Origin of the sequence: Pseudomonas sp. 10S4 (genome assembly GCF_034344865.1) — a bacterium.
In the GTDB taxonomy this organism is placed as follows: domain Bacteria; phylum Pseudomonadota; class Gammaproteobacteria; order Pseudomonadales; family Pseudomonadaceae; genus Aquipseudomonas.
In genome coordinates, this window is the sequence record NZ_CP133774.1 from 5,170,164 (window position 1) to 5,191,226 (window position 21,063).

Below are 21,063 nucleotides of genomic sequence, written 5' to 3' on the forward strand. Positions count from 1 at the left end.
GCGGGGAGCGAGTGCAACACGCCCGTCTTGTCGTCCGGGCGGTTGCGTTGCTGTTTAGTCTTTGAGTCAACAACTAGTTGCTTTCACCATTATTGTTCAGGTGATGCCAGCCATTCACCGACAACTTTCTGATAGTTTCCGGTAACCTTGGTCAGGTGCAGCCACTGATCGACGTATTGCTTCCAGGTAATGTCGTCGCGTGGCAGCAAATAGGCTTTTTCGCCGTACTGGAAGTAGTGGCCTGGGTTGACCGCGCAGAGCCCGGGTTTGAGTTTCTGCTGATAGAGCGCCTCTGAAGCATCAGTGATCATCACGTCAGCCTTCTTGTCCAGCAGCGCCTGGAACAGCGTCACATTGTCGTGAAGCATCAGCTGCGCCTTGGGCAGGAAGGCATGCACGAACGCCTCATTGGTGCCGCCCGCCGGCTCGATCAACCGCACCGACGGCTGGTTGATTTGCTCGATGGTCTGGTAACGCGCCTGATCTTCACAGCGCACCAATGGAACCTTGCCATCGACATCCAGAGTGCTACTGAAATAGGCCTTTTTCTGCCGTTCCAGCGTCACCGAAATCCCGCCCATCGCGATGTCGCATTTGCCCGCGAGCAGGTCGGGCATCAGGGTTTTCCAGGTGGTCTGTACCCAATTAACCTTGGCCCCGAGGCTGTCGGCCAGGGAGCGGGCCATCGCGATGTCGATGCCTTCGTACTCGCCGTTTTCATTTTTGTAGGTGTAGGGCTTGTAGTCGCCGGTGGTGCAGACCGTCAGCAGACCTTGCTGCATGACGCTGTCCAGATGCGAAGGCGTTTCCTGTGCTTGCACGCCCCAGGGCAGGGCGAGCAATCCACAGAGGAGCAGGGCGTGTGGTTTGTTATTCATATGGTCGGCGCTCACTTTCAAATCCTATGAGAGGTGCGCCGAGTATCGCTGAAACCGACTGTCGTTTGTTGCTTCAACGATCAGTCTGAGGAAGACATCCCAATCCCTTCAACGTGGCTTCAACCGCTTGAGCCAACGGCGTGTGGGGTTCTGTTCCGAGCACGGCCAGCAGGCGACGGTTGTCCATGCGCAGCGGTTGTTGCCACAGGTAACGCATCTCCATCAATTCCCGCAGGGTGACCATGAAGGGGGAGGCCAGACGCGTCAGCCACCACGGGAAGGCACGTTGTTTGGCGTGCCCGCCAGCCTGTTCGACGCACCGGGCAATGGCTGCGGCCATTTGCCTGCCATCGGCGTCCCAATGCCCGGCCATGTGGAAGGTCGAGAAGGGCGCAAGACCTTCCCGAACGTTTAGCAGTTGCACCATGGTCTGCGCGACATCCGGCAGATAATTCCACTGATGACCGACGCCAGGATCACCCGGCAAGTTGATGTGTTTTACTGCTTGCCCAGGCTTGATCAGGCCCATGGAAAACCAGTTGTTGCCGGACTGCGGACCAAAGAAATCCCCGGCCCGCAACACAATTGCCCGCGCACCTTGCTGCGTCGCGGCGTGCAATCGCTGTTCGAGTTGCACGCGGATCTTGCCTTTGCGGGTCAGTGGCCGCTGCGCAGCGTCTTCGGTCAACAGCGGGAAAGCGTCCGGGCCGTAGTTGTAGACCGTGCCGGGCAAGACAATGGTTGCGCCTTCTTTCTGGGCCGCGGCGATGGTGTTGTCGATCATCGGCAGCACCCATTCATTCCAGCGACGATAGCCCGGCGGATTGACCGCGTGGACCAGCACGCTGCAACCCTGCGCGGCGTGCATTACGTCCGCGCGATTCATTGCATCGCCTCGCAGATAAAGGATGCCTTCGCGAGTTTCGCTGCTCTGCGTGAGCCCGCGCTGCAAGGCCTGGACTTGCCATCCAGCGTCGCGCAACTGACGCGCCACTTCGCCGCCGATGCCGCCCGTTGCGCCCAGTACCAAAACCTTATTGCTCAGCGTCATTTCAGGAACTCCCAAAGTTGAGAGTCGATTCTGCTGCGCGGGCGTGATGAAAGAAATTGCCGAATTCTCTGTACTAGCTATACATTTATGTATGACTAAAAATATCGGTTGGGAACTCTATCGAAGCTTTCTGGCGGTGCTGAGCCACGGCTCGCTGTCGGCTGCTGCCCGTGCGCTGGGCATTACTCAGCCGACCGTGGGCCGGCACATCGCCGAGCTGGAAGCGTCGTTCAAACAAACCCTGTTCACCCGGTCAAGGACCGGGTTGATGCCCACCGAGGCGGCGCAGACCCTGCGCACTTACGCCGAAGCCATGCACAGCAATGCGGCCGCCCTGGAGCGAGCGATGGCCGGGCAGGGGCAAACCACGGGCGGCACGGTGCGTATTACCGCCAGCGAAGTGATTGCCGTGGAGGTGCTGCCATCTGCTTTGGCCCAACTGCGCCAGGCGTATCCGCAACTGACGATTGAACTGGTCGCTACCAACCGCGTGCAGGATTTGTTGCAGCGCGAGGCTGACATCGCGGTGCGCATGACCCCACCGAAACAGGAGCAACTGATTGCGCGCAGCGTCGGCAATATCGAGGTCGGGCTCTATGCGCGCGCCGATTACCTGAGCCGCGAGGGCACGCCGGCGATGCCGGCGGACCTGGCGCGGCACACGTTGATCGGTTTCGATACTGAAACACCGTTCGTGCGCGCTGCCAGCAAGCATGCGCCAGGCTGGACGCGTGAAGGGCTTTCACTGCGCGCCGACAGCGACCTGGCCCAGCTCGCCCTGATCCGCGCGGGCGCGGGCATTGGATTTTGCCAGTCGGCACTGGCCAAACGCGACACCCGCCTGGTGCGGGTATTACCCGAGCACTTCCCCTTCCACCTGGAAGCCTGGGTCACCATGCATGAAGACCTGCGCAACAGTCCGCGCTGCAAAGTGGTCTTCGATGCCTTGGTTCAGTGTTTGCTGGGGCATACCGCTATTTAACGGCATACACCTTGCGCACATACCGCGTGCTTTTCCAGGCGCACGGCGCACCTTGCGGCACGAACACACTGTCGCCGGTGCTGACCGTCACGCTGGATCCGGCGGGTGCGAGTAGCGTCACGCTGCCTTCGATCAAGTGCATCAGTTCATTGAGCTTGTGCGCCCGGCCGTGGCGTTCGTAAGGCGTCGAATCCCAGACCCCCACGCGCAGATCGGTTGCCGCGTCTTCGAAAGCATTGCGCGACCGGCATTGCGGCGCTGGGCCGATCAGGATTTGCGGTTCGGGCGCGGCGGAAGGCGAGAGCATCGCCAGCGGATCGAGAAAGGTCAGGCCGGGAGTCGGTGTTTCGGTGCTCATGGCACAAAAGGCCCATTGTGTGCCGGCGTGCGCTTCAATCCGCAAGGTGGTCCCGCGACCGATCACTGCGCTGGCGCCAACCCCCAGTTCCAATGTCTGCTCCTGGGTTATCAGCTTCACGTGGCCGGCATGCACCACGATCACTTCGGTGTGCGGGAAATCCTCGATATCAACGACTTCGCCTGCGTCGACGATACCGGCAGATACACCATCTGCCCCGGACCAGGCGATCTGGCGGGTATCCATAAACGGATCGGCCGCATTCAATGGCAGGGTTTTGAAAGGCGTGGCAACGCGGCTGCCGTCGGCGCGAGCCAACAGCAGAACGGTAGGTTGGGACATACGGGTGATGCTCCGTGTAAATGAAGGTGTCAGGTAGTCCGTCAGCCGATGGCTTGGGTCACCAGTGCAAACTGGCGCACGCCGTTGGCCGCTTGCGGCGGTGTGCCGCGAGCCATTTGTGCCACGGTGTCGACTTGCTTGAGGCCGGCGTCTGCCAGCCAGTCGCTCAAACCGCAGTCCGATGGAATGTCGATGCGCACAAAGGTGTCCGGCACTTGAGCCAGCAATACGGCAATAAGGTGTTGCGCCTGTTCGAGGTTTTCTGCGACTACCGGGCCAATCCCGCGGCCACGGCCGTAGGGGCGGAGTATGGCGAAGGCGCGCACTTGACCGCCGCGCTCGATAACGACCGAATGCTCGACGACATCAAACAGATCGGTGAGCACTGCATGACGGTCCAGTCCGGTACCGGCGTTAGCCAGTTCCAGCACACGAGGCTTGTCGGTCTCTCGCAGCGGCCGACATTCTTCTCCGTCGGCCAGCGGCGCAGGGATTGGAGCTTGGGCCAAGCCCTGACACTGCTGAATCCGCCCAAACTCGACAAAACCCTGACTGACATAAAGCGGCGCACCGGCGAGGGTCGCATTCAAGATTGGCGTGCGCGATTGGCACGCCTCAAGCGCCAGTTCCATCAGCTTGCGACCGACGCCCTTGCCTTGATAATCATCGCTGACAATCACCAAACCGATGGTCGCGAAATCGCCTTGTGGGCAGGCGAACGCCGTGCCGATCAAACGCTCGCCATCCAGTGCCACAAAGCCGTCGCTGATGCGCAGCACCATGGCCCAGTCGTCCAGCCGATGGGGCCACTTCAACTGCACGGACAAGGCATGCGCTGCCGGGAGATCGGCCTCGGTCATCGGGCGATAAAGATAAGCAGAAGGTTGCGGGGCGGACATGGCGAGTCTCCGTTGAACAGTGTGCGCGAACGGCCGGTTTTCCGGCGTGATGGTGCCTGTATCCCATCTGTACGAAGGCCTGACAAGGGGCCTTGGAACATTCGGCAGATTCCGCGAGGCAGAGCCCACAAGACCACACTTACTACTTAATTGCACCGCAAGGTCGGCAGCAAATGCTTGGGCTTTTTTCTACGATGGAGGCCTGAGTAAACGCCCCGCCGATCCTTTTTTGGAGTGCTCCATGGATAGCTTCGATCCTCGTTTTATCGCTGTGCGCAGCGCTCACTTTATCGGCGGAAAATACCGCGACGCTCAACCGGGACTGGAAGTGGTGCGGCCCTCGGATGGACAGGTGTATGCCGGGTTGCCGATTGCCGATGCCAATCTGGTGGACGAGGCGGTCAACGATGCCTGGCAGGCGTTCAACCGCAGCGATTGGGCCAGCCGTCCACCACGGGAGCGCGCGCGGGTTATGCGCCGTTGGGCCGATCTGATCGAAGCAGATGCCGAGATCCTTGCACCGCTTGAAGCCGTCGGCTCGACCCGTCCGCATAAAGATGTGATCGCGTGGGACATTCCCTATGTCGCCGAAGGCATTCGTTTCTTTGCCGAACTGGCAGACAAGCACGGCGGCCAGGTCGCCGCGACCCAGACCGATCGCCTGGGCATGCAGATCGCCGAACCTTACGGCGTGATCGCGGCCATCGCGCCGTGGAATTTTCCGTTGAGCATGGCCTCCTGGAAAGTCGCCCCGGCGCTGGCCGCAGGAAATGCCGTGGTGCTCAAACCATCGGAACTGACACCGTTCTCCAGCCTGCGCTTTGCCGAACTGGCGTTGCAGGCGGGTATTCCGGCGGGGATTTTCAACGTGGTTCAGGGCGATGGTCGCACCACCGGCGATGCCTTGTGCCGCCACCCGCGTGTGGGCAAGGTGACCTTTACCGGCTCCACCGCCACCGGGTCGAGCATCATGTCGACCTGCGCGCTGGTGGGGCCGAAACCGGTGACCCTGGAACTTGGCGGCAAGAGTCCGCAACTGGTGTTCGCCGATATCCCGGACATCGCCAAAACCGCGCGCACCGTGGCACTGGCAATTACCGGTAATGCCGGACAGGTTTGCGTGTCCGGTTCGCGGCTGCTGATTCAGCGTTCGATCATGGAACCGTTTGTTGCGCACTTGCAGGCGTACTTCGAGGAGCTGCGTCCTGGCCCGACCTGGTCGCCGGAAAGCACGCTGTCGCCGATCATTTCCCGGCTTCAGGCCAGTCGTATTGACGGCATCGTCCAGCGTTCGCGCCAGGCCGGGGCTGAAGTGCTGACCGGTGGCGGATTGTTTGAAGGTTTGGGCGGTGCTTATTACCAGCCGACGCTGCTGGCCGGCCTCGATAATGAAAACCCGGCAGTCTGCGAGGAAATCTTCGGCCCGGTGCTGACCGTGCAGGCATTCGATGACGAAGAACAGGCGCTGAGCCTGGCTGCCCACGCGACTTATGGCTTGGCGGCGGGTGTGCACACTGCCGACATCAATCGCGCCTTGCGCCTGGTCCGCAAGTTGGAAGCAGGCACAGTCTGGGTCAACCGTTATGGCCGCAGTAACGACTACATCCTGCCGACTGGCGGCTACAAACGCTCAGGCATCGGCAAGGACCTGGGCCGCGAAGCGTTCGAAGCCAACCTGCGCTTTAAAAGCGTGCTGATCGACATCCTCCAATAACCCACAGTGGATCGGTTTTGTCTGCGAGGATTGGGCTTCACGCCGGACAAATGTGGGAGCGGGCTCGCTCGCGAAAGCGGTGCATCAGCCAGCATTGATGTCGACTGACACTCCCTCTTCGCGAGCAAGCCCGCTCCCACAGGTTCTCGGCAACTTCCGGATCTTCAATCAGCACCCAAACGGGCGCTTCCTCAGGGAAGCGCCCGTTTTCATTCACCCCGGCGCAGTTTCTGCGGCCAATGGCGGCACATGCAGGCCGCACAGGGCTATAAAGGTCCATAAGAGCGCACAAATACGGGGTTTGCCCAAGGCTGGAGCGGGCCGCAAAGTCTGCTGAGGGGGACGGCTAAAACGGTGGTTTGTATCGAGCGGAGGTCGCTTTTAACGCCATCTGCTGATTTCACGGTGTTGTAATGACGGTGTGCTGCAGCGTTGCATCACCGCTTCGAAACCGAAGCGAATGCTTGTCGCGCCATGACCTCAACGAACTTCAGGACCGCACTCAATGAGCTTCCTTCGCCCCAAATTCATTACGTTCGACTGCTACGGTACGCTGACCAACTTCCACATGGGCACGATGACCCGCGAGATCTTCGCTGAGCGCGTCCCGGCGGAGCAGATGGACCAATTCGTCAAGGATTTCTCGGCCTATCGCCTGGACCAGGTCATGGGTGACTGGATGCCTTACGACGAAATTCTCAAGACCGCCCTGGCGCGGACCTGCAAACGTTGGGGCATCGAATACCGCGACGAAGGTCAGCTGTATTACGACGCCGTCCCGACCTGGGGCCCGCACCCGGACGTACCGGCGGGCCTGTCGAAAATCGCCGACAAGATCCCCCTGGTGATTTTTTCCAACGCCAGCGACAGCCAGATCATGTCCAACGTCGACAAGCTCGGCGCGCCGTTCCACAAGGTCTTCACCGCCGAACAGGCCCAAGCCTACAAGCCGCGTCTGGCCGCGTTCGAGTACATGCTCGACAACCTCAACTGCGGCCCGGAAGACATCTTGCATGTGTCCTCCAGCTTCCGTTACGACCTGATGCCGGCCCACGACATGAAGATCAAGAACAAGGCTTTCGTCGCCCGTGGCCATGAAGTGCCGGGCAACGCGTTCTACGGCTACCAGCAGATCACCGATATCGGCGGTCTGGCTGCGTTGGTCGGGCTCTGAGTCGCAACGGTAACGGCACTTTTCCTGGCATAGGCGGATAGACATGGGCAGTGAATCCTACTGGCTCGACACCGCACCGGCCTTCACCGGTGCACAGCTCGGCGCATTGCCCGGGCAGGTCGACGTGGCCATCGTCGGTGGCGGTTTCACCGGGTTGGCGGCGGCTCGGGCGTTGGCCTTGAAGGGCGCCAGTGTGGTGGTGATCGAAGCCGGGCGAGTGATCGGCGAAGCCTCGGGGCGCAACGGAGGGCAGTGCAACACCGGGGTGGCCCAGGATTACGCCGGCCTCAGCGCCAGCCTCGGTGCCGATAAAGCGCGGGCCTATTACCAGGCCTACGAAAGCGCAGTGCAGAGCGTGGTGACGCTGGTGGAACAGGAGCAGATCGCCTGCGACCTGATCCGCAACGGCAAGCTCAAGTTGGCCGCCAAGCCGATGCACTACGAAGGCCTGGCACGGACCTGCGAGTTGATTCGCAAGGAAGTCGATGCCGACGTCGAATTGCTGTCCGCCGAACAGACCCGTGCCGAAGTGAATTCGGCGCAGTTCCATGGTGGCTTGCTGCAACGCAACGGTGTGCAGATGCATGTCGGACGCTTCGGCGTCGGGCTGGCCGAAGCGGCGGCGCGTCACGGTGCGCTGGTCCATCAAGGCACCTCGGTGCTGGACTGGAAAGCCCAGGCCGGCGGCTATCAGGTCAACACCAGCAAGGGTTCGTTGCACGCCGGGCAAGTACTGCTGGCCACCGGCGCCTGTCAGCACGGTGGCTTGGGCTGGTATCGGCGGCGGATCGTGCCGGTGGGCAGTTTTGTCATAGCCACCGAAGTGCTCTCAAAGGAGCTGATCGAGCAGTTGCTGCCCGGCCGTCGTGCCTATGTCACCAGCCGCATGATCGGTAACTACTTCCGCCTGACTCCAGACAACCGCCTGCTGTTCGGCGGCCGTGCGCGGTTTGCCATGTCGGACAGCGTCAACGACGCCAAGAGCGGCAAGGTGCTGCAAGCCGCGATGGTGCAGATGTTCCCGCAGTTGACCAACGTGAAAATCGACTACTGCTGGGGCGGACTGGTGGACATGACGTCCGACCGCTTGCCGCGGGCCGGCCAGCACGGCGGGGTTTATCACTCCATGGGCTACAGCGGCCACGGGGTGCAGATGTCAGTGCACATGGGCCAGGTCATGGCCGAGGTGATGGCCGGCAACGTCGAGGCCAACCCTTGGCGTGAACTCGACTGGCCGGCGATCCCCGGACACTTCGGCAAGCCGTGGCTTCCTGCCGTTCGTGGGCGCTTATTACCGCTTCCAGGACTATTTGCATTGAGTTGATGTTGTGGCGTCACCGTCGTTTGCGTTTCAACGCCCCGGATAACCGGAGCCTTCTCCTTCTCGACAGGTACAACTGATATGACTGACAACAAGATCGACTCACCCCTGATCTCCGGCCAGGACAGCATGCGCGTGTTCGAAGGCCTCAATCGCGGCATGTCGCGCCGCAACGCCCTGCAAATGCTCGGCGTGGCGGGCGTTGCCGCCGTGGGCGCCGGCAGCCTGTTCGGCGCCGCCGGCAAGCTGTTCGCTGACGAAGCCGCGACCCCGGGCAAAGGCAAACCCGGCGGGCGGATTCGTGTTGCCGGCATGTCCAGCTCCACCGCCGACACCCTCGATCCGGCCAAAGGCGCGCTGTCCACCGACTACGCACGCCACTACATGTTCTACAACGGTCTGACACGTTTTGACCCGCACCTGGTGCCGCAACTGGAACTGGCCGAGCGCATCGATAACACCGACGCGACGCTGTGGACCATCACCCTGCGCAAGGACGTGACCTTCCACAACGGCAAAACCCTTAGCGCCGCCGACGTGGTGTTCTCGCTGTCGCGGCACAAAGACCCGCTGACCGGTTCCAAAGTCATGCCGCTGATGGAGCAGTTCGTCGAGATTAAGGCCACCGGCACCAATGAAGTGCAGATCCGCCTCAGCGCGCCGAACGCCGAGTTGCCGTCGATCCTCGCCGTGTCGCACCTTTTGATCGTTCCCGAAGGCACCACCGACTTTAATGCGGGCGTCGGCACCGGGCCGTTCAAGGTCAAGGAATTCAAACCGGGCGTGCGTTCGGTGGCTGTGCGCAACACCGGCTACTGGAAACCGGGCCTGCCATACCTCGACGAGATCGAATTCATCGCCATTGGCGACGAAGCGTCACGGGTCAACGCGCTGCTGTCTGGCGACGTGCACATGATCAACGAGGTCAACCCGCGTTCCACCACTCGGATCAAGGCCAGCGCCAAGCACCGGGTCGTCGATGCGCCGTCGGGCAACTACACTGACTTGATCATTCGCCAGGACCAGATGCCGGGTAAAAGTGCGGAATTCACTCAGGCGATGAAGCACCTGATGGACCGCGAGCAGATCAAATCCGCGGTGTTCCGTGGCTTTGCCGTGGTCGGTAACGACCATCCGATTGCCCCCGGTTCGCGCTACTACAACGCTGACCTGCCGCAAACCGTCTACGACCCGGAGAAAGCCAAGTTCCTGCTGAAGAAGGCCGGCATGGAAAGCATCAGCATGCCGCTGGTCGCGTCTCCAGCCGCCACCGGTTCGGTGGACATCGCGGTGCTGTTGCAGCAGTCGGCGAAACAGGCCGGGCTCAAGCTTGACGTCAACCGCTTGCCGAGCGACGGCTATTGGTCCAACCACTGGATGAAGCACCCGCTGAGCTTCGGCAACATCAACCCACGGCCGAACGCCGACGTGATGTTCTCGCAGTTCTTCCAGTCGAAGGCGCCGTGGAACGAGTCCGGTTGGCAGAACGACCAGTTCGACCAGTTGCTGATGCTCGCCCGCGGTGAAACCGATGACGCCAAGCGCAGCAAGATGTACGCGGACATGCAAACCCTGGTGCACGACCACTGTGGCATCGGCGTGCCGGTGTTCATCAGCAACATCGATGGCGTCGACCAGCGCATTAAAGGCTACGGCAGCAATCCGCTGGGTGGCTTCATGGGCTACATGTTCGCCGAGCAGGTCTGGCTGGACGCTTGATAGGGCCTTGATGGGCAGTCGGTAGTACGTCAGGGACAGTGCAGGAGGGTAGGCGATGAATAGCAACACACTGTGGTTGATCGGCCGGCGTCTGGGCGCCGCGATCGTGACCTTGTTGATCGTGTCCATGGTCGTGTTTGCGATCACGGCGGTACTGCCGGGGGACGCGGCGCAACAATCGCTCGGGCAGTTCGCCACACCGGAACAAGTGGCGGCGCTGCGCCTGAAACTGGGGCTCGACCAGCCCGGTGTGCTGCGTTACCTGCACTGGCTGATGAACCTGCTCAGCGGCGACATGGGCTTGTCGGTGTCCAACGCGATGCCGGTCACCGAACTGATGGCCGGCCGCGTACCGAACACGCTGATGCTGGCGGCCGCTACGGCGCTGGTCTCAGTGCCGGTGGCGCTGGTGTTGGGCATCGGTTCGGCGATGGGCCGCGGTGGGCGGATCGACAGCTTTCTGAGCTTCTTCACCCTGGCCATGGTCGCGGTTCCGGAGTTTCTGGTGGCGACCCTGGCGGTGCTGATTTTCGCGGTAAACCTCGGTTGGTTGTCGGCGCTGTCCTATGCCAGCGACATCACCTCGCCGTGGCAATTCATGCGCACCTACGCTTTGCCGGTGATGACGCTGTGCTGCGTGATCGTCGCGCAAATGTCGCGCATGACCCGCGCTGCAGTCATCGATCAACTCGACAGCCCCTACGTGGAAATGGCCCGGCTAAAAGGCGTCAGCCCGATGCGTATCGTGCTGCGCCATGCCTTGCCCAATGCGATCGGGCCGATAGCCAACGCCATCGCCCTGAGCCTTTCGTATCTGCTGGGCGGGGTGGTTATTGTCGAAACAATATTCAACTATCCCGGTATCGCCAGCCTGATGGTCGATGCCGTGACCAACCGTGACATGGCGCTGGTCCAGGCTTGCACCATGCTGTTTTGCACGGCGTACCTGGGGTTGGTGCTGATTGCCGACCTGTGCGCGATTCTGTCCAATCCGAGGCTGAGAAACCAATGAACAATCTCATTGTGAAATCGACGCCCAAGACCCCCGACCTGTCGGCTGGCAAGGTGTCCCATGGCCCGGCATGGCTGGGCCTGATCGGCGCAGCGATGTGTGTGGTCTGGTTGCTGGTGGCGATCTTCGGTCCGTGGCTGGCGCCGCACCCGGTGGGTGAAGTGGTCTCTGACAATGTCTTCGACAGCATCAGTGCGCTTTACCCGTTTGGCACCGATTACCTGGGCCGCGACATGCTCAGCCGGGTGTTGGTTGGCGCGCGGTTTACCGTGGGCCTGGCGTTGGTGGCGGCGATATTGGCCAGTGGCCTGGGCACCAGTTGCGCGCTGCTGTCGGTGGTTTCGCCGAAGTGGCTGGACGAAGTGATCAGTCGCTTGATGGATGCCTTTATCTCGATCCCGAGCAAGATGTTGGCGCTGATCATGGTCTCGGCGTTTGGCTCCTCGGTGACGTTGCTGATCTGCACCGCAGTCCTGAGTTTCGCCCCCGGCGCGTTCCGTATTGCTCGCAGCATGGCGGTGAACATCGAAGCGCTGGAGTACGTGCAAGTCGCCCGCACCCGTGGCGAACGCCGGTTGTACATTGCTTGCGTGGAAATCCTGCCGAACATGCTCAACCCGGTGCTGACTGACCTCGGCCTGCGTTTCGGCTTCATCGTCTTGCTGCTCAGCGGCATGAGCTTCCTCGGCCTCGGTGTACAACCGCCGGATGCCGACCTTGGTTCGCTGGTACGGGAAAACATCGGCGGCCTCAACCAGGGCGCGCCGGCCATCGTGATTCCGGCGCTGGCTATCGGCACGCTGACCATTGGTGTGAATCTGTTTATCGACAGACTGTCGTCCCGACGTAGTCGCCGTACGGGAGGTCATTGAGATGAGTGAATTGATTCGAGTCGAAGACCTGCGCGTCGTCGCCTGTGGCGAGCGCGGCGAGACGGAAATCGTCAAAGGCGTGAGTTTTTCCCTGGAAAAAGGTGAAGTACTGGCGTTGATCGGTGAGTCCGGTTCCGGCAAGACCACCATCGCATTGGCGCTGCTGGGCTATGCACGTCGCGGTTGCCGGTTGTCCGGCGGCGTGGTGCAAGTCGGCGAGCACGACATGCTGGCGCTGAGTGAAAAGGAACTGCAAGGCCTGCGCGGCAATCGGGTGTCGTACATCGCCCAAAGCGCGGCGGCGGCCTTCAACCCGGCGAAGAAACTGATCGATCAAGTGGTGGAGGGCGCGTTGATTCATGGCCTCGGTACTCGTGCGGTACTCGAAGCCAAAGCCATCGAACTGTTCCGCGACCTGGCGTTGCCGGACCCGGATCACATCGGCCAGCGCTACCCGCATCAGGTGTCTGGCGGGCAACTGCAACGGGTGATGGCGGCGATGGCGCTGATCAGCGATCCATTGCTGGTGGTGCTCGACGAACCGACCACTGCCCTCGACGTCACCACCCAGATCGACGTGCTCCGTGCCTTTAAACGCGTGGTGCGGGAACGTGGGGCGACGGCGGTTTATGTCTCCCATGACCTCGCGGTTGTTGCTCAGATGGCCGACCAGATTGTCGTGCTTAACGGTGGCCAGATCTTCGAACAGAGCGCTACCGCGCCGCTGCTCAAGGCCCCAGCGCACGAATACACCCGCAGCCTGCTGGCAGCGGCCCGGCCCGACACGACGATTCGTCCACCCAGCGGCATCGCCGAAGACGAACCGCTGCTGACCATCAAAGGCCTGACTGCCGGTTACGGCAACAAGAACATGCAAGGCATGCCAGCGATTCGGGTGCTCGAAGACATCGACCTGACCGTGCGCCGGGGCCAGGCTATCGGCGTGATTGGTGAGTCGGGTTCCGGCAAGTCGACCCTGGCGCGGGTAGTCGCAGGGTTGCTGACCCCGGCGCTCGGCGGATTGACCTTTGACGGCCAGCCGTTGGGCGGCTGCCTCTCCGAGCGGACTGACGAACAGTTCCGCCGCATCCAAATGGTCTTCCAGAACGCCGACACGGCGCTCAACCCGATGCACAGCGTCAGCACCATTCTGAGCCGTCCGCTGAAGATGTATTTCGGGCTCAAAGGTGCGGCGTTGCGCGAACGTATCGACGAACTGCTGGACTTGGTGCGATTGCCTCGGACCCTGGCAGAACGGCGGCCAAATGAGTTGTCCGGCGGGCAAAAGCAACGGGTCAACCTGGCTCGGGCCTTGGCGGCCAAACCGGATTTGATTCTCTGCGATGAAGTGACCTCGGCGCTGGACACAGTGGTCGGCGCGGCGATTCTCGAACTGCTGCGCGATCTGCGTCAGCAACTGGGGGTTTCCTATCTGTTCATCAGTCATGACATCTCCACGGTGCGGGCGCTGTGCGACGACATTGTGGTGATGTACAGCGGCCACAAGATTCAGGCCGGCTCCCGACAGTCGTTTGCCCAGGCACCGTTTCATCCGTACACCGATTTGTTGATTCATTCCGTGCCGGAACTGCGCCAAGGCTGGCTGGAAAACTGCGGCACCACCTGTGGCGAGCTGCCGCCGATTGGCGCCCGAGCCAACGTGCCAGAGCTGTGTACCTTCCTCAGTCGCTGCCCGGTTCGGGTCGATGGCTTGTGCAATCGCACCGCGCCGAACCGTCGGCTCATCGACGGTGGCAGTGAAATCCTCTGCCACCACGACAGCGCCGAGTTGCTGAAAACCCAGCAGGATCTGATCACCATGACCCAGGGAGCCTATGCATGAAGGGGCGTTTTGTGAGACTGGCCGAGCAGGGCCGGCCGACCGTCAGTTTGACGGTGGACGGCGCAGCCATCGAGGCGTTGCAAGGCGATACGTTGATGGTCGCGTTGCTGACCCAGGGCAATGCGTTGCGCCAGTCGGAATTTGATTCGGGGCGACGTGCCGGTTTCTGCCTGATGGGCGCGTGTCAGGATTGTTGGGTCTGGACCCGCAGCGGCGAGCGTTTGCGTGCCTGCTCCAATGAAGTCCGCGAAGGGCTGGACATCGTCACCACACAACCGGAGGCGACATGGCCACTGCACGGATAGTCATTGTGGGCGCCGGGCCGGCGGGTATTCGCTGTGCCGAAACCCTGGTGGCGGCGGGGTTCAAACCGATGTTGATCGATGAAAATCGCCGGGACGGTGGGCAGATTTACCGTCGGCAACCGCAAGGGTTTACCCGTAATTACGCCACGCTGTACGGCACCGAGGCACGCAAGGCGCAGGACCTGCACGAAAGTTTTGATCGCCTGCGCGGTGCTATTGATTACCGCCCCGACACCTTGGTGTGGAACCTGACAGCGGGGCAGTTGTGCTGCGTCAGCCAGGGCAAACATTCGACGGTGGATTACGACGCGCTGATCCTCTGCACCGGCGCCACCGACCGCTTGATGCCGATTGAAGGCTGGCAGTTGGCGGGCACCTACAGCCTCGGCGGGGCGCAAATTGCGCTCAAGTCCCAAGCGGTGTCCATTGGTCACAGCGTGGTGTTTATGGGCAGTGGGCCGTTGCTGTACCTGGTCGCGAGCCAGTACGTTAAGGCCGGCGCGAAGGTGGCGGCGGTGCTCGACACGTCGCCGTTCAGCAAGCGCATTGGCGCATTGCCAAAACTGCTGGCGCGGCCCGGATTGCTGTTCACCGGGATGAAGCTGTTGGCACAGCTGTATCGGGCGAAGATTCCGGTGCACCTGGGGATCAAACCGCTGGTAGTGCAGGGCGATGCGGAGACCGGCGTCAGCGGTGTGCGGGTACTGACTGCGCGTGGCGAGACGTTGAATGTGGATTGTGATGCCGTGGCTTTGGGGTACCACCTGCGCCCGGAAACCCAATTGGCCGATCTGGCTGGTTGTCGCATGCGTTTCGATGAAGCCTCCGGCCAATGGTGGCTGGCAGTGGATGAAGAAGGTCGGACCTCGGTCAGCGGCGTGTATGCCGCTGGTGACGGCTCGAAAATTCGCGGTGCTGACGCCGCTGAACACGCCGGACGCCTGGCGGCCATGGCACTGCTGGAAGACCTGCATCAACCCATCAACGCCGGATTGCGCGACGAACAACGCCAGGCATTGGCGGTGATGGACCAGTTTCGCCTCGGTCTGGCCCAGGCGTTTCCCTGGCCTGCCGAGCAAGCCAAAGCCTTGCCCGACACCGCCATCGTTTGCCGGTGCGAGATGATCAGCGCCGGTGAATTGCGTGCGGTGGTCAGCGAGAAGGGCGCCTGCGAAGTCAATCGGGCCAAAGCTTTTAGCCGAGTCGGCATGGGCCGTTGTCAGGGCCGTTATTGCTCCCAGGCTGGGGCCGAAGTGATTGCCGCCGCCGCTGGAGTCAGCGTGCAACAGGTCGGCCGCCAACGTGGCCAGGCGCCGGTCAAACCCCTTTCGATACTCACCGAGGAGGTCTCGCCATGACCGTTCAAAAAGCCGATGTGGTGATTGTCGGCGGCGGCTTGATGGGCTCGGCGGCGGCGTTTTTCCTGCGCCGTCGCGGGCAGTCGGTGATCCTGCTGGAACGTGACCAGATCGGTCAGTACGCCAGCGGCGTGAACTTCGGCAACGTCCGGCGTCAGGGTCGCTATTTGGGGCAACTGGAACTGGCCAACCGTTCCTGGGCGCTGTGGAAGCGCTTGCCGGAACTGATCGACGATGACCTCGAATTCATCGCCAGCGGGCACATGCGCGTGTGTTATCGCGAAGACGAAATCGCTGAGCTTGAGACGTATGCCGCTGCACCTGAGGCGGCGCAACTCGACCTGAAAATCTATCGCGGCGCTGAGTTGCATCAGCGCTTTCCGTTCCTCGGGCCGGACGTGAAGGGTGGTTCCTACGCGCCTCACGATGGCCACGCCAACCCGCGTCTGGCCGCCCCGGCGTTTGCCCGTGCTGCCCGTCGACTCGGCGCGCAGATTGAAGAACAGACCGAAGTCGCCGAAGTGCAGAAGGTCGGCGGCGAGTTCAATATCACCACCACCGATGGTCGTCAGTTCAACGCCGCACAACTGCTGATTACCGCCGGGGCCTGGGGGCAGAAGCTGTCCCAGCAATTTGGCGAGCCGGTGCCACTCGACACCCACGGCCCGCAAATGGCTGTGACCGAACCGGTGCCCTACGCCTTGCCAACGGTAATCGGCGTGTACACCAAGATTCCCGAGGAAGTGATCTACTTCCGGCAGATCCCCCGCGGCAACATCGTCATCGGCGGCGGCTACCGCAGCAAACCGGACATGCTCAATCGCCGGGCCTACGTTGAGCCGCGCAGCATACTCAACCAGATGGAGCAAATGCGCCGTCTGCTGCCGGGCATCGGCAACCTGAACATCATCCGGGTCTGGAGCGGTATCGAAGGTTACCTGCCGGATTCCTTGCCGATCATGGGCCCAAGCGGTACGGTCGACGGCTTGTTCTACGCGTTCGGCTTCTGCGGCCACGGCTTCCAGCTCGGCCCCGGCGTCGGCGACGTGATGGCCGAACTGATCAGCACCGGCAGCACCAGCACTTCGATTGAGCCGTTCTCTATCCGTCGGTTCGCCCATTTAGCCGAGCAACGGAGCAAGGCCTCATGAAAGCCCGTGTACTGGATATTCTCAAACGTTTGATGGCGTTCGACACCGTCTCTTCGGAGTCGAACATGGCCCTGATCGAGTATGTGCGCGACCTGCTGCTGACCAAGGGCATCGAGTCGCTGATCGTCAAGGATGAAACCGGGAAGAAGGCCAACCTGTTTGCCAGCACCGGGCCGAAGTCGTTGCCGGGGATTCTGCTGTCCGGGCACACCGACGTGGTGCCGGCGGCCGGGCAGGCCTGGACCGTCCCGGCGTTTCAGGCGACGGTGCAGGACGGCAAGATTTACGGGCGCGGGAGTTGCGACATGAAAGGCTTCATTGCCCTGGCCATCGACGCGATGCTCGATGCCGCCGACCATTCCCTGAGCCGGCCGCTGCAACTGGCGCTGTCCCATGACGAAGAAACCGGCTGCGTTGGCGTACGTCGTTTGCTTGACGTGTTGCACTTGGCGCCGGTGCGGCCGTTTTTGTGCTTGATCGGTGAGCCGACCAATATGCAATTCGTGCTCGGGCACAAGGGCAAGGGCTCGTATCGCACCTATTGCCGGGGGCTGGAGGCGCATTCGTCGCTGGCACCGCGTTCGGTCAATGCGATCCACGTGGCTTGCGATTTCATCGCGGCGCTGCGTCAGAGCCAGCAGCAACTGCAAGAGCAGGGCGCTCAGGATGCTGACTACGACGTGCCTTACAGCACCGTGCATGTCGGGCAGATTGGCGGCGGTCGGGCGCTGAACATTGTGCCGAACCTGTGCACCCTGGATTTCGAAGTGCGCAATTTGCCGGCGGATAATCTGGATCAGTTTTTGGAACAAATGCAGGAGCGGGCGGAAGTGATCGTGCGCGAGGCCCGGTTGTTGTCGAGTGTCGCCGCCATCGAAATTGAAACCCTCAACGTTTATCCCGGCCTCGATACGCATCCGAGCGTTGAAGCGGTGCGCTTTCTGAAAAACTTCGCGGCGCCGGATACCGGCACCGCCAAGGTTTCGTTCGGCACCGAAGGCGGATTGTTCAAGCAGCGGCTGGATGTGCCGGTGGTGGTCTGCGGACCGGGCTCGATTGAACAGGCGCATAAGCCGGATGAGTTTATCGAGATCAGCCAGATGGAAGCCGGGGAGCGGTTTCTTGAAGGCCTGCTCCATTCCCTGAAGCAGTGATGTTCCCCTGTGGGAGCGGGCTTGCTCGCGAAGGCGTCGTGTCAGTTGATATTGATGTCGACTGATACACCGCTTTCGCGAGCAAGCCCGCTCCCACAGGGTTTTGTGTTTTCTAACGGGCCACAATTCTGCCGTTACACCGCAAATTTCAGCATCCGAAGCTGTACTCAAATCGCTTTCAGCATCCTCCCCCGCAGCACCTCCATAGACTTAAGCATGTCTCGGATCAGGACTCGACCATGCTCAAGAATCGTTTGAAAGACCCCAGCCTTCTGGCAGAACTCGCCTATGTGAACGGGCAGTGGATCGGCGCCGATAACGCCGCGACCCTGGACGTCATAGACCCGGCCAGCGGCCAGTTGCTCGCCCGGGTGCCGGCCATGCAAGGCGCGGAAACCCGTCGGGCCATCGAAGCCGCCGACAAAGCCTGGCCCGCCTGGCGTGCACGGCCAGCAGCCGAACGTGCGGCACTCCTGGAGCGCTGGTATCAGGCCATGATCGACAACCTCGACGACCTGGCGCTGATCATGACCTGCGAACAGGGCAAACCGCTGAACGAGGCCAAAGGTGAAATCCGCTACGGCGCCGGCTTCGTCAAATGGTTCGCCGAAGAAGCCCGGCGGGTCTACGGCGAAACCATGCCGGCCCCCAGCGGCGACCGCCGGTTGCTGACCCTCAAGCAACCGGTGGGTGTCTGCGCCGCGATCACCCCGTGGAACTTCCCGCTCGCGATGGTCGACCCGCAAGATGCGCGCCGGCCTTGGCAGCGGGCTGCCCGATCATCGTCAAACCTTCGGACCTGACCCCGTTGTCGGCCCTGGCGTTGGCAGTTTTGGCCGAACGCGTCGGCATCCCGGCCGGGGTGTTCAACGTGTTGACCGGCATGCCCGCCGGCATCGGCGAAGAACTGACCAGCAACCCGACGGTACGTAAGATTTCCTTTACCGGTTCCACCGCTGTCGGCCGTTTGTTGATGCGCCAAAGCGCTGAACACATCAAGCGCTTGAGCCTGGAACTGGGCGGTAACGCGCCATTTATCGTGTTTGACGACGCGGACCTGGAACAGGCCGTCGCCGGGATCATGCTCAGCAAGTTCCGCAACGCCGGCCAGACCTGCGTCTGCGCCAACCGGATTCTGGTGCAAAACGGCATCTACGAACGCTTCGCCCGACGCCTGGTGGAGGAGGTGGGCAAGCTCAAGGTCGGCAACGGCCTCGACGCCGACGTCACCATCGGCCCACTGATCAACCCGGCCGCCGTGAGCAAAGTCGCCCGGCACATCGATGATGCCCTGAGCCAGGGCGCGCGGTTGCTCTGCGGCGGCATTCCCGAGGGAGACAGCCAGTTTGTGCTGCCTACGGTGCTCGGCGAGACCCACGCCGGCATGCTGCTGGCCAACGAAGAAACCTTCGGCCCGGTGGCGCCGCTGATGCGCTTCACCGACGAAGCCGAAGCCCTCGCATTGGCCAACGCCACGCCTTACGGTTTGGGCGCCTACTATTTCACTCAGGACTTGCGCCGTTCATGGCGTTTCGGCGAGGCGCTGGAGTTCGGCATGGTCGGGCTCAACACCGGAATCATTTCCATGGAAGTCGCGCCGTTCGGCGGCATCAAGCAATCGGGCCTGGGCCGCGAAGGCAGCAAGTACGGTTTGGATGAATACCTTGAAGTCAAAGCCTTCCACATTGGCGGGCTGTAATTCACAGACACTGGGGGAGGCAAGTTGATGAGCAAGACATTCAGAATCGCTGCGATTGCCGGCGATGGCATTGGCAAGGAAGTCCTTCCGGAAGGCTTGCGGGTGCTGGAGCAAGCGGCGAAGAAATGGCAGCTGGATTTGAGCATCGAAGTGCTCGACTGGGCGCACTGCGATTACTACCTGGAACACGGGCAGATGATGCCCGACGACTGGTTCGAACAGCTAAAGGGTTTCGACGCGATCTACTTTGGCGCCGTGGGCTGGCCGGACAAAGTGCCGGATCATATTTCCCTGTGGGGTTCGTTACTGAAGTTTCGCCGCGACTTCGACCAGTACGTGAATATCCGCCCGGTGCGGCTGTTTCCCGGTGTGCCGTGCCCGCTGGCCGGACGCAAGCCGGGGGACATCGATTTTGTGGTGATCCGAGAAAACACCGAAGGCGAGTATTCCTCGGTCGGCGGCAAAATGTTCGAAGGCACCGAGCATGAATTCGTGCTGCAAGAGTCGGTGTTCACCCGCCGTGGCGTGGACCGGATTCTCAAGTACGCCTTCGAACTGGCCCAGACCCGGCCGCGCAAGCGCCTGACGGCAGCGACCAAATCCAACGGGATATCCATCAGCATGCCGTACTGGGACGAGCGCACGGCATTGATGGCGGCGAAGTACCCGGAGATCACTTGGGACAAGCAGCACATCGACATTCTGTGCGCGCGTTTCGTGCTGCAACCGGACCGGTTTGATGTGGTGGTGGCGTCAAATCTGTTTGGAGATATCCTTTCCGACCTTGGGCCGGCGTGTGCCGGGACCATTGGCATTGCGCCTTCGGCGAATCTTGATCCGGAGCGGCGGTTTCCGTCGTTGTTTGAGCCGGTGCACGGCTCGGCGCCGGATATTTATGGGCAGAACATTGCCAATCCGATTGCGATGATCTGGTCGGGGGCGTTGATGCTGGATTTCCTGGGCAATGGCGATGAGCGCTATCGCGCGGCGCATGATGGGATTCTGCAGGCCATCGAACGGGTGATTGCAGAAGGGCCGATCACGCCGGATCTGGGCGGGAAGGGCTCCACTCAAGACGTGGGCAAAGCCATCGCCGCCAAACTCTAAACCCAACACATAACCAATTGTGGGAGCGAGCTTACTCGCGAAGGCGTCTTTCCAGTCAATATTGATGTCGACTGACACACCGCTTTCGCGAGCAAGCCCGCTCCCACAGTTGTTATGTGTTCTG

At 61.5% G+C, this 21,063-nt stretch carries 16 protein-coding genes and 2 pseudogenes; 14 read left to right on the forward strand and 4 right to left on the reverse strand.

Features of this window, described 5'->3' with window-relative positions; all coding sequences use genetic code 11:
* Positions 1–89 precede the first annotated feature (89 nt).
* A complete protein-coding gene (locus tag RHM58_RS24265; protein WP_201257161.1) occupies positions 90–878 on the reverse strand; it encodes a transporter substrate-binding domain-containing protein in 789 nt (262 codons plus the stop codon).
* A gap of 73 nt (positions 879–951) precedes the next feature.
* Positions 952–1,929 carry an NAD-dependent epimerase/dehydratase family protein gene (locus tag RHM58_RS24270; RefSeq protein ID WP_201257160.1) on the reverse strand — a complete coding sequence of 326 codons (978 nt, stop codon included), beginning with the start codon at positions 1,927–1,929 and terminating at the stop codon, positions 952–954.
* Positions 1,930–2,020: 91 nt separating this feature from the next.
* Here RHM58_RS24270 and RHM58_RS24275 point away from each other — a divergent pair, with 91 nt between their 5' ends.
* Entirely contained in the window at positions 2,021–2,911 is an 891-nt protein-coding gene (locus RHM58_RS24275) for a LysR family transcriptional regulator (RefSeq protein ID WP_201257159.1), read from the forward strand.
* Here RHM58_RS24275 and RHM58_RS24280 read toward each other — a convergent pair.
* The gene (locus RHM58_RS24280) at positions 2,904–3,611 is read right to left on the reverse strand and encodes a cupin domain-containing protein (protein ID WP_322268395.1); all 708 of its coding nucleotides are present in this window, start codon (positions 3,609–3,611) and stop codon (positions 2,904–2,906) included. The two genes, RHM58_RS24275 and RHM58_RS24280, sit on opposite strands and share 8 nt — an antisense overlap.
* A 41-nt stretch (positions 3,612–3,652) precedes the next feature.
* A complete protein-coding gene (locus RHM58_RS24285) occupies positions 3,653–4,510 on the reverse strand; it encodes a GNAT family N-acetyltransferase (RefSeq protein WP_201257157.1) in 858 nt (285 codons plus the stop codon).
* Between the two features lie 241 nt (positions 4,511–4,751).
* On the opposite strand from RHM58_RS24285, the gene RHM58_RS24290 reads away from it, so the two are divergent.
* From RHM58_RS24290 to RHM58_RS24350, 13 genes and pseudogenes are all read left to right on the forward strand, one after another.
* Positions 4,752–6,224, forward strand: coding sequence for an aldehyde dehydrogenase family protein (locus RHM58_RS24290; RefSeq protein ID WP_201257156.1), 1,473 nt, complete (start codon positions 4,752–4,754; stop codon positions 6,222–6,224).
* A 505-nt stretch (positions 6,225–6,729) separates the two neighbouring features.
* Complete coding sequence (locus tag RHM58_RS24295) at positions 6,730–7,398, forward strand: haloacid dehalogenase type II (RefSeq protein WP_201257155.1); 669 nt, start codon at positions 6,730–6,732, stop codon at positions 7,396–7,398.
* 43 nt (positions 7,399–7,441) lie between these two features.
* Positions 7,442–8,717 (forward strand): annotated as a pseudogene (locus tag RHM58_RS24300) (NAD(P)/FAD-dependent oxidoreductase).
* A gap of 83 nt (positions 8,718–8,800) precedes the next feature.
* Positions 8,801–10,438, forward strand: a complete 1,638-nt coding sequence (locus RHM58_RS24305; protein ID WP_201257153.1) for an ABC transporter substrate-binding protein — start codon at positions 8,801–8,803, stop codon at positions 10,436–10,438.
* A 55-nt stretch (positions 10,439–10,493) separates the two neighbouring features.
* On the forward strand, positions 10,494–11,450 hold the full coding sequence (locus RHM58_RS24310; RefSeq protein ID WP_201257152.1) for an ABC transporter permease: 957 nt from the start codon (positions 10,494–10,496) through the stop codon (positions 11,448–11,450).
* Positions 11,447–12,322 carry an ABC transporter permease gene (locus RHM58_RS24315; RefSeq protein WP_201257151.1) on the forward strand — a complete coding sequence of 292 codons (876 nt, stop codon included), beginning with the start codon at positions 11,447–11,449 and terminating at the stop codon, positions 12,320–12,322. The genes RHM58_RS24310 and RHM58_RS24315 overlap by 4 nt, the downstream gene beginning before the upstream one ends.
* Position 12,323: 1 nt before the next feature.
* Entirely contained in the window at positions 12,324–14,165 is a 1,842-nt protein-coding gene (locus RHM58_RS24320; protein ID WP_201257150.1) for an ABC transporter ATP-binding protein, read from the forward strand.
* Positions 14,162–14,470, forward strand: a complete 309-nt coding sequence (locus RHM58_RS24325; protein WP_099238503.1) for a (2Fe-2S)-binding protein — start codon at positions 14,162–14,164, stop codon at positions 14,468–14,470. Before RHM58_RS24320 ends, RHM58_RS24325 begins: the two co-directional genes overlap by 4 nt.
* A complete protein-coding gene (locus RHM58_RS24330; protein ID WP_201257149.1) occupies positions 14,452–15,828 on the forward strand; it encodes an NAD(P)/FAD-dependent oxidoreductase in 1,377 nt (458 codons plus the stop codon). Before RHM58_RS24325 ends, RHM58_RS24330 begins: the two co-directional genes overlap by 19 nt.
* Positions 15,825–16,979 carry an NAD(P)/FAD-dependent oxidoreductase gene (locus RHM58_RS24335; protein ID WP_322268396.1) on the forward strand — a complete coding sequence of 385 codons (1,155 nt, stop codon included), beginning with the start codon at positions 15,825–15,827 and terminating at the stop codon, positions 16,977–16,979. Before RHM58_RS24330 ends, RHM58_RS24335 begins: the two co-directional genes overlap by 4 nt.
* Positions 16,976–18,133 carry an acetylornithine deacetylase gene (gene argE / locus RHM58_RS24340; RefSeq protein WP_322268397.1) on the forward strand — a complete coding sequence of 386 codons (1,158 nt, stop codon included), beginning with the start codon at positions 16,976–16,978 and terminating at the stop codon, positions 18,131–18,133. Before RHM58_RS24335 ends, argE begins: the two co-directional genes overlap by 4 nt.
* Before the next feature lie 239 nt (positions 18,134–18,372).
* A pseudogene (locus RHM58_RS24345) lies at positions 18,373–19,832 on the forward strand (NAD-dependent succinate-semialdehyde dehydrogenase).
* Positions 19,833–19,859: 27 nt separating this feature from the next.
* Complete coding sequence (locus RHM58_RS24350; RefSeq protein ID WP_322268398.1) at positions 19,860–20,939, forward strand: tartrate dehydrogenase; 1,080 nt, start codon at positions 19,860–19,862, stop codon at positions 20,937–20,939.
* Positions 20,940–21,063 lie beyond the last annotated feature (124 nt).

Bases quoted from the DNA above. Each gene is read 5' to 3' on its own strand.
- RHM58_RS24265 (WP_201257161.1), bottom strand. From the start codon at position 878: ATGAATAACAAACCACACGCCCTGCTCCTCTGTGGATTGCTCGCCCTG.
- RHM58_RS24270 (WP_201257160.1), bottom strand. From the start codon at position 1,929: ATGACGCTGAGCAATAAGGTTTTGGTACTGGGCGCAACGGGCGGCATC.
- RHM58_RS24275 (WP_201257159.1), top strand. From the start codon at position 2,021: ATGACTAAAAATATCGGTTGGGAACTCTATCGAAGCTTTCTGGCGGTG.
- RHM58_RS24280 (WP_322268395.1), bottom strand. From the start codon at position 3,611: ATGTCCCAACCTACCGTTCTGCTGTTGGCTCGCGCCGACGGCAGCCGC.
- RHM58_RS24285 (WP_201257157.1), bottom strand. From the start codon at position 4,510: ATGTCCGCCCCGCAACCTTCTGCTTATCTTTATCGCCCGATGACCGAG.
- RHM58_RS24290 (WP_201257156.1), top strand. From the start codon at position 4,752: ATGGATAGCTTCGATCCTCGTTTTATCGCTGTGCGCAGCGCTCACTTT.
- RHM58_RS24295 (WP_201257155.1), top strand. From the start codon at position 6,730: ATGAGCTTCCTTCGCCCCAAATTCATTACGTTCGACTGCTACGGTACG.
- RHM58_RS24305 (WP_201257153.1), top strand. From the start codon at position 8,801: ATGACTGACAACAAGATCGACTCACCCCTGATCTCCGGCCAGGACAGC.
- RHM58_RS24310 (WP_201257152.1), top strand. From the start codon at position 10,494: ATGAATAGCAACACACTGTGGTTGATCGGCCGGCGTCTGGGCGCCGCG.
- RHM58_RS24315 (WP_201257151.1), top strand. From the start codon at position 11,447: ATGAACAATCTCATTGTGAAATCGACGCCCAAGACCCCCGACCTGTCG.
- RHM58_RS24320 (WP_201257150.1), top strand. From the start codon at position 12,324: ATGAGTGAATTGATTCGAGTCGAAGACCTGCGCGTCGTCGCCTGTGGC.
- RHM58_RS24325 (WP_099238503.1), top strand. From the start codon at position 14,162: ATGAAGGGGCGTTTTGTGAGACTGGCCGAGCAGGGCCGGCCGACCGTC.
- RHM58_RS24330 (WP_201257149.1), top strand. From the start codon at position 14,452: ATGGCCACTGCACGGATAGTCATTGTGGGCGCCGGGCCGGCGGGTATT.
- RHM58_RS24335 (WP_322268396.1), top strand. From the start codon at position 15,825: ATGACCGTTCAAAAAGCCGATGTGGTGATTGTCGGCGGCGGCTTGATG.
- argE (WP_322268397.1), top strand. From the start codon at position 16,976: ATGAAAGCCCGTGTACTGGATATTCTCAAACGTTTGATGGCGTTCGAC.
- RHM58_RS24350 (WP_322268398.1), top strand. From the start codon at position 19,860: ATGAGCAAGACATTCAGAATCGCTGCGATTGCCGGCGATGGCATTGGC.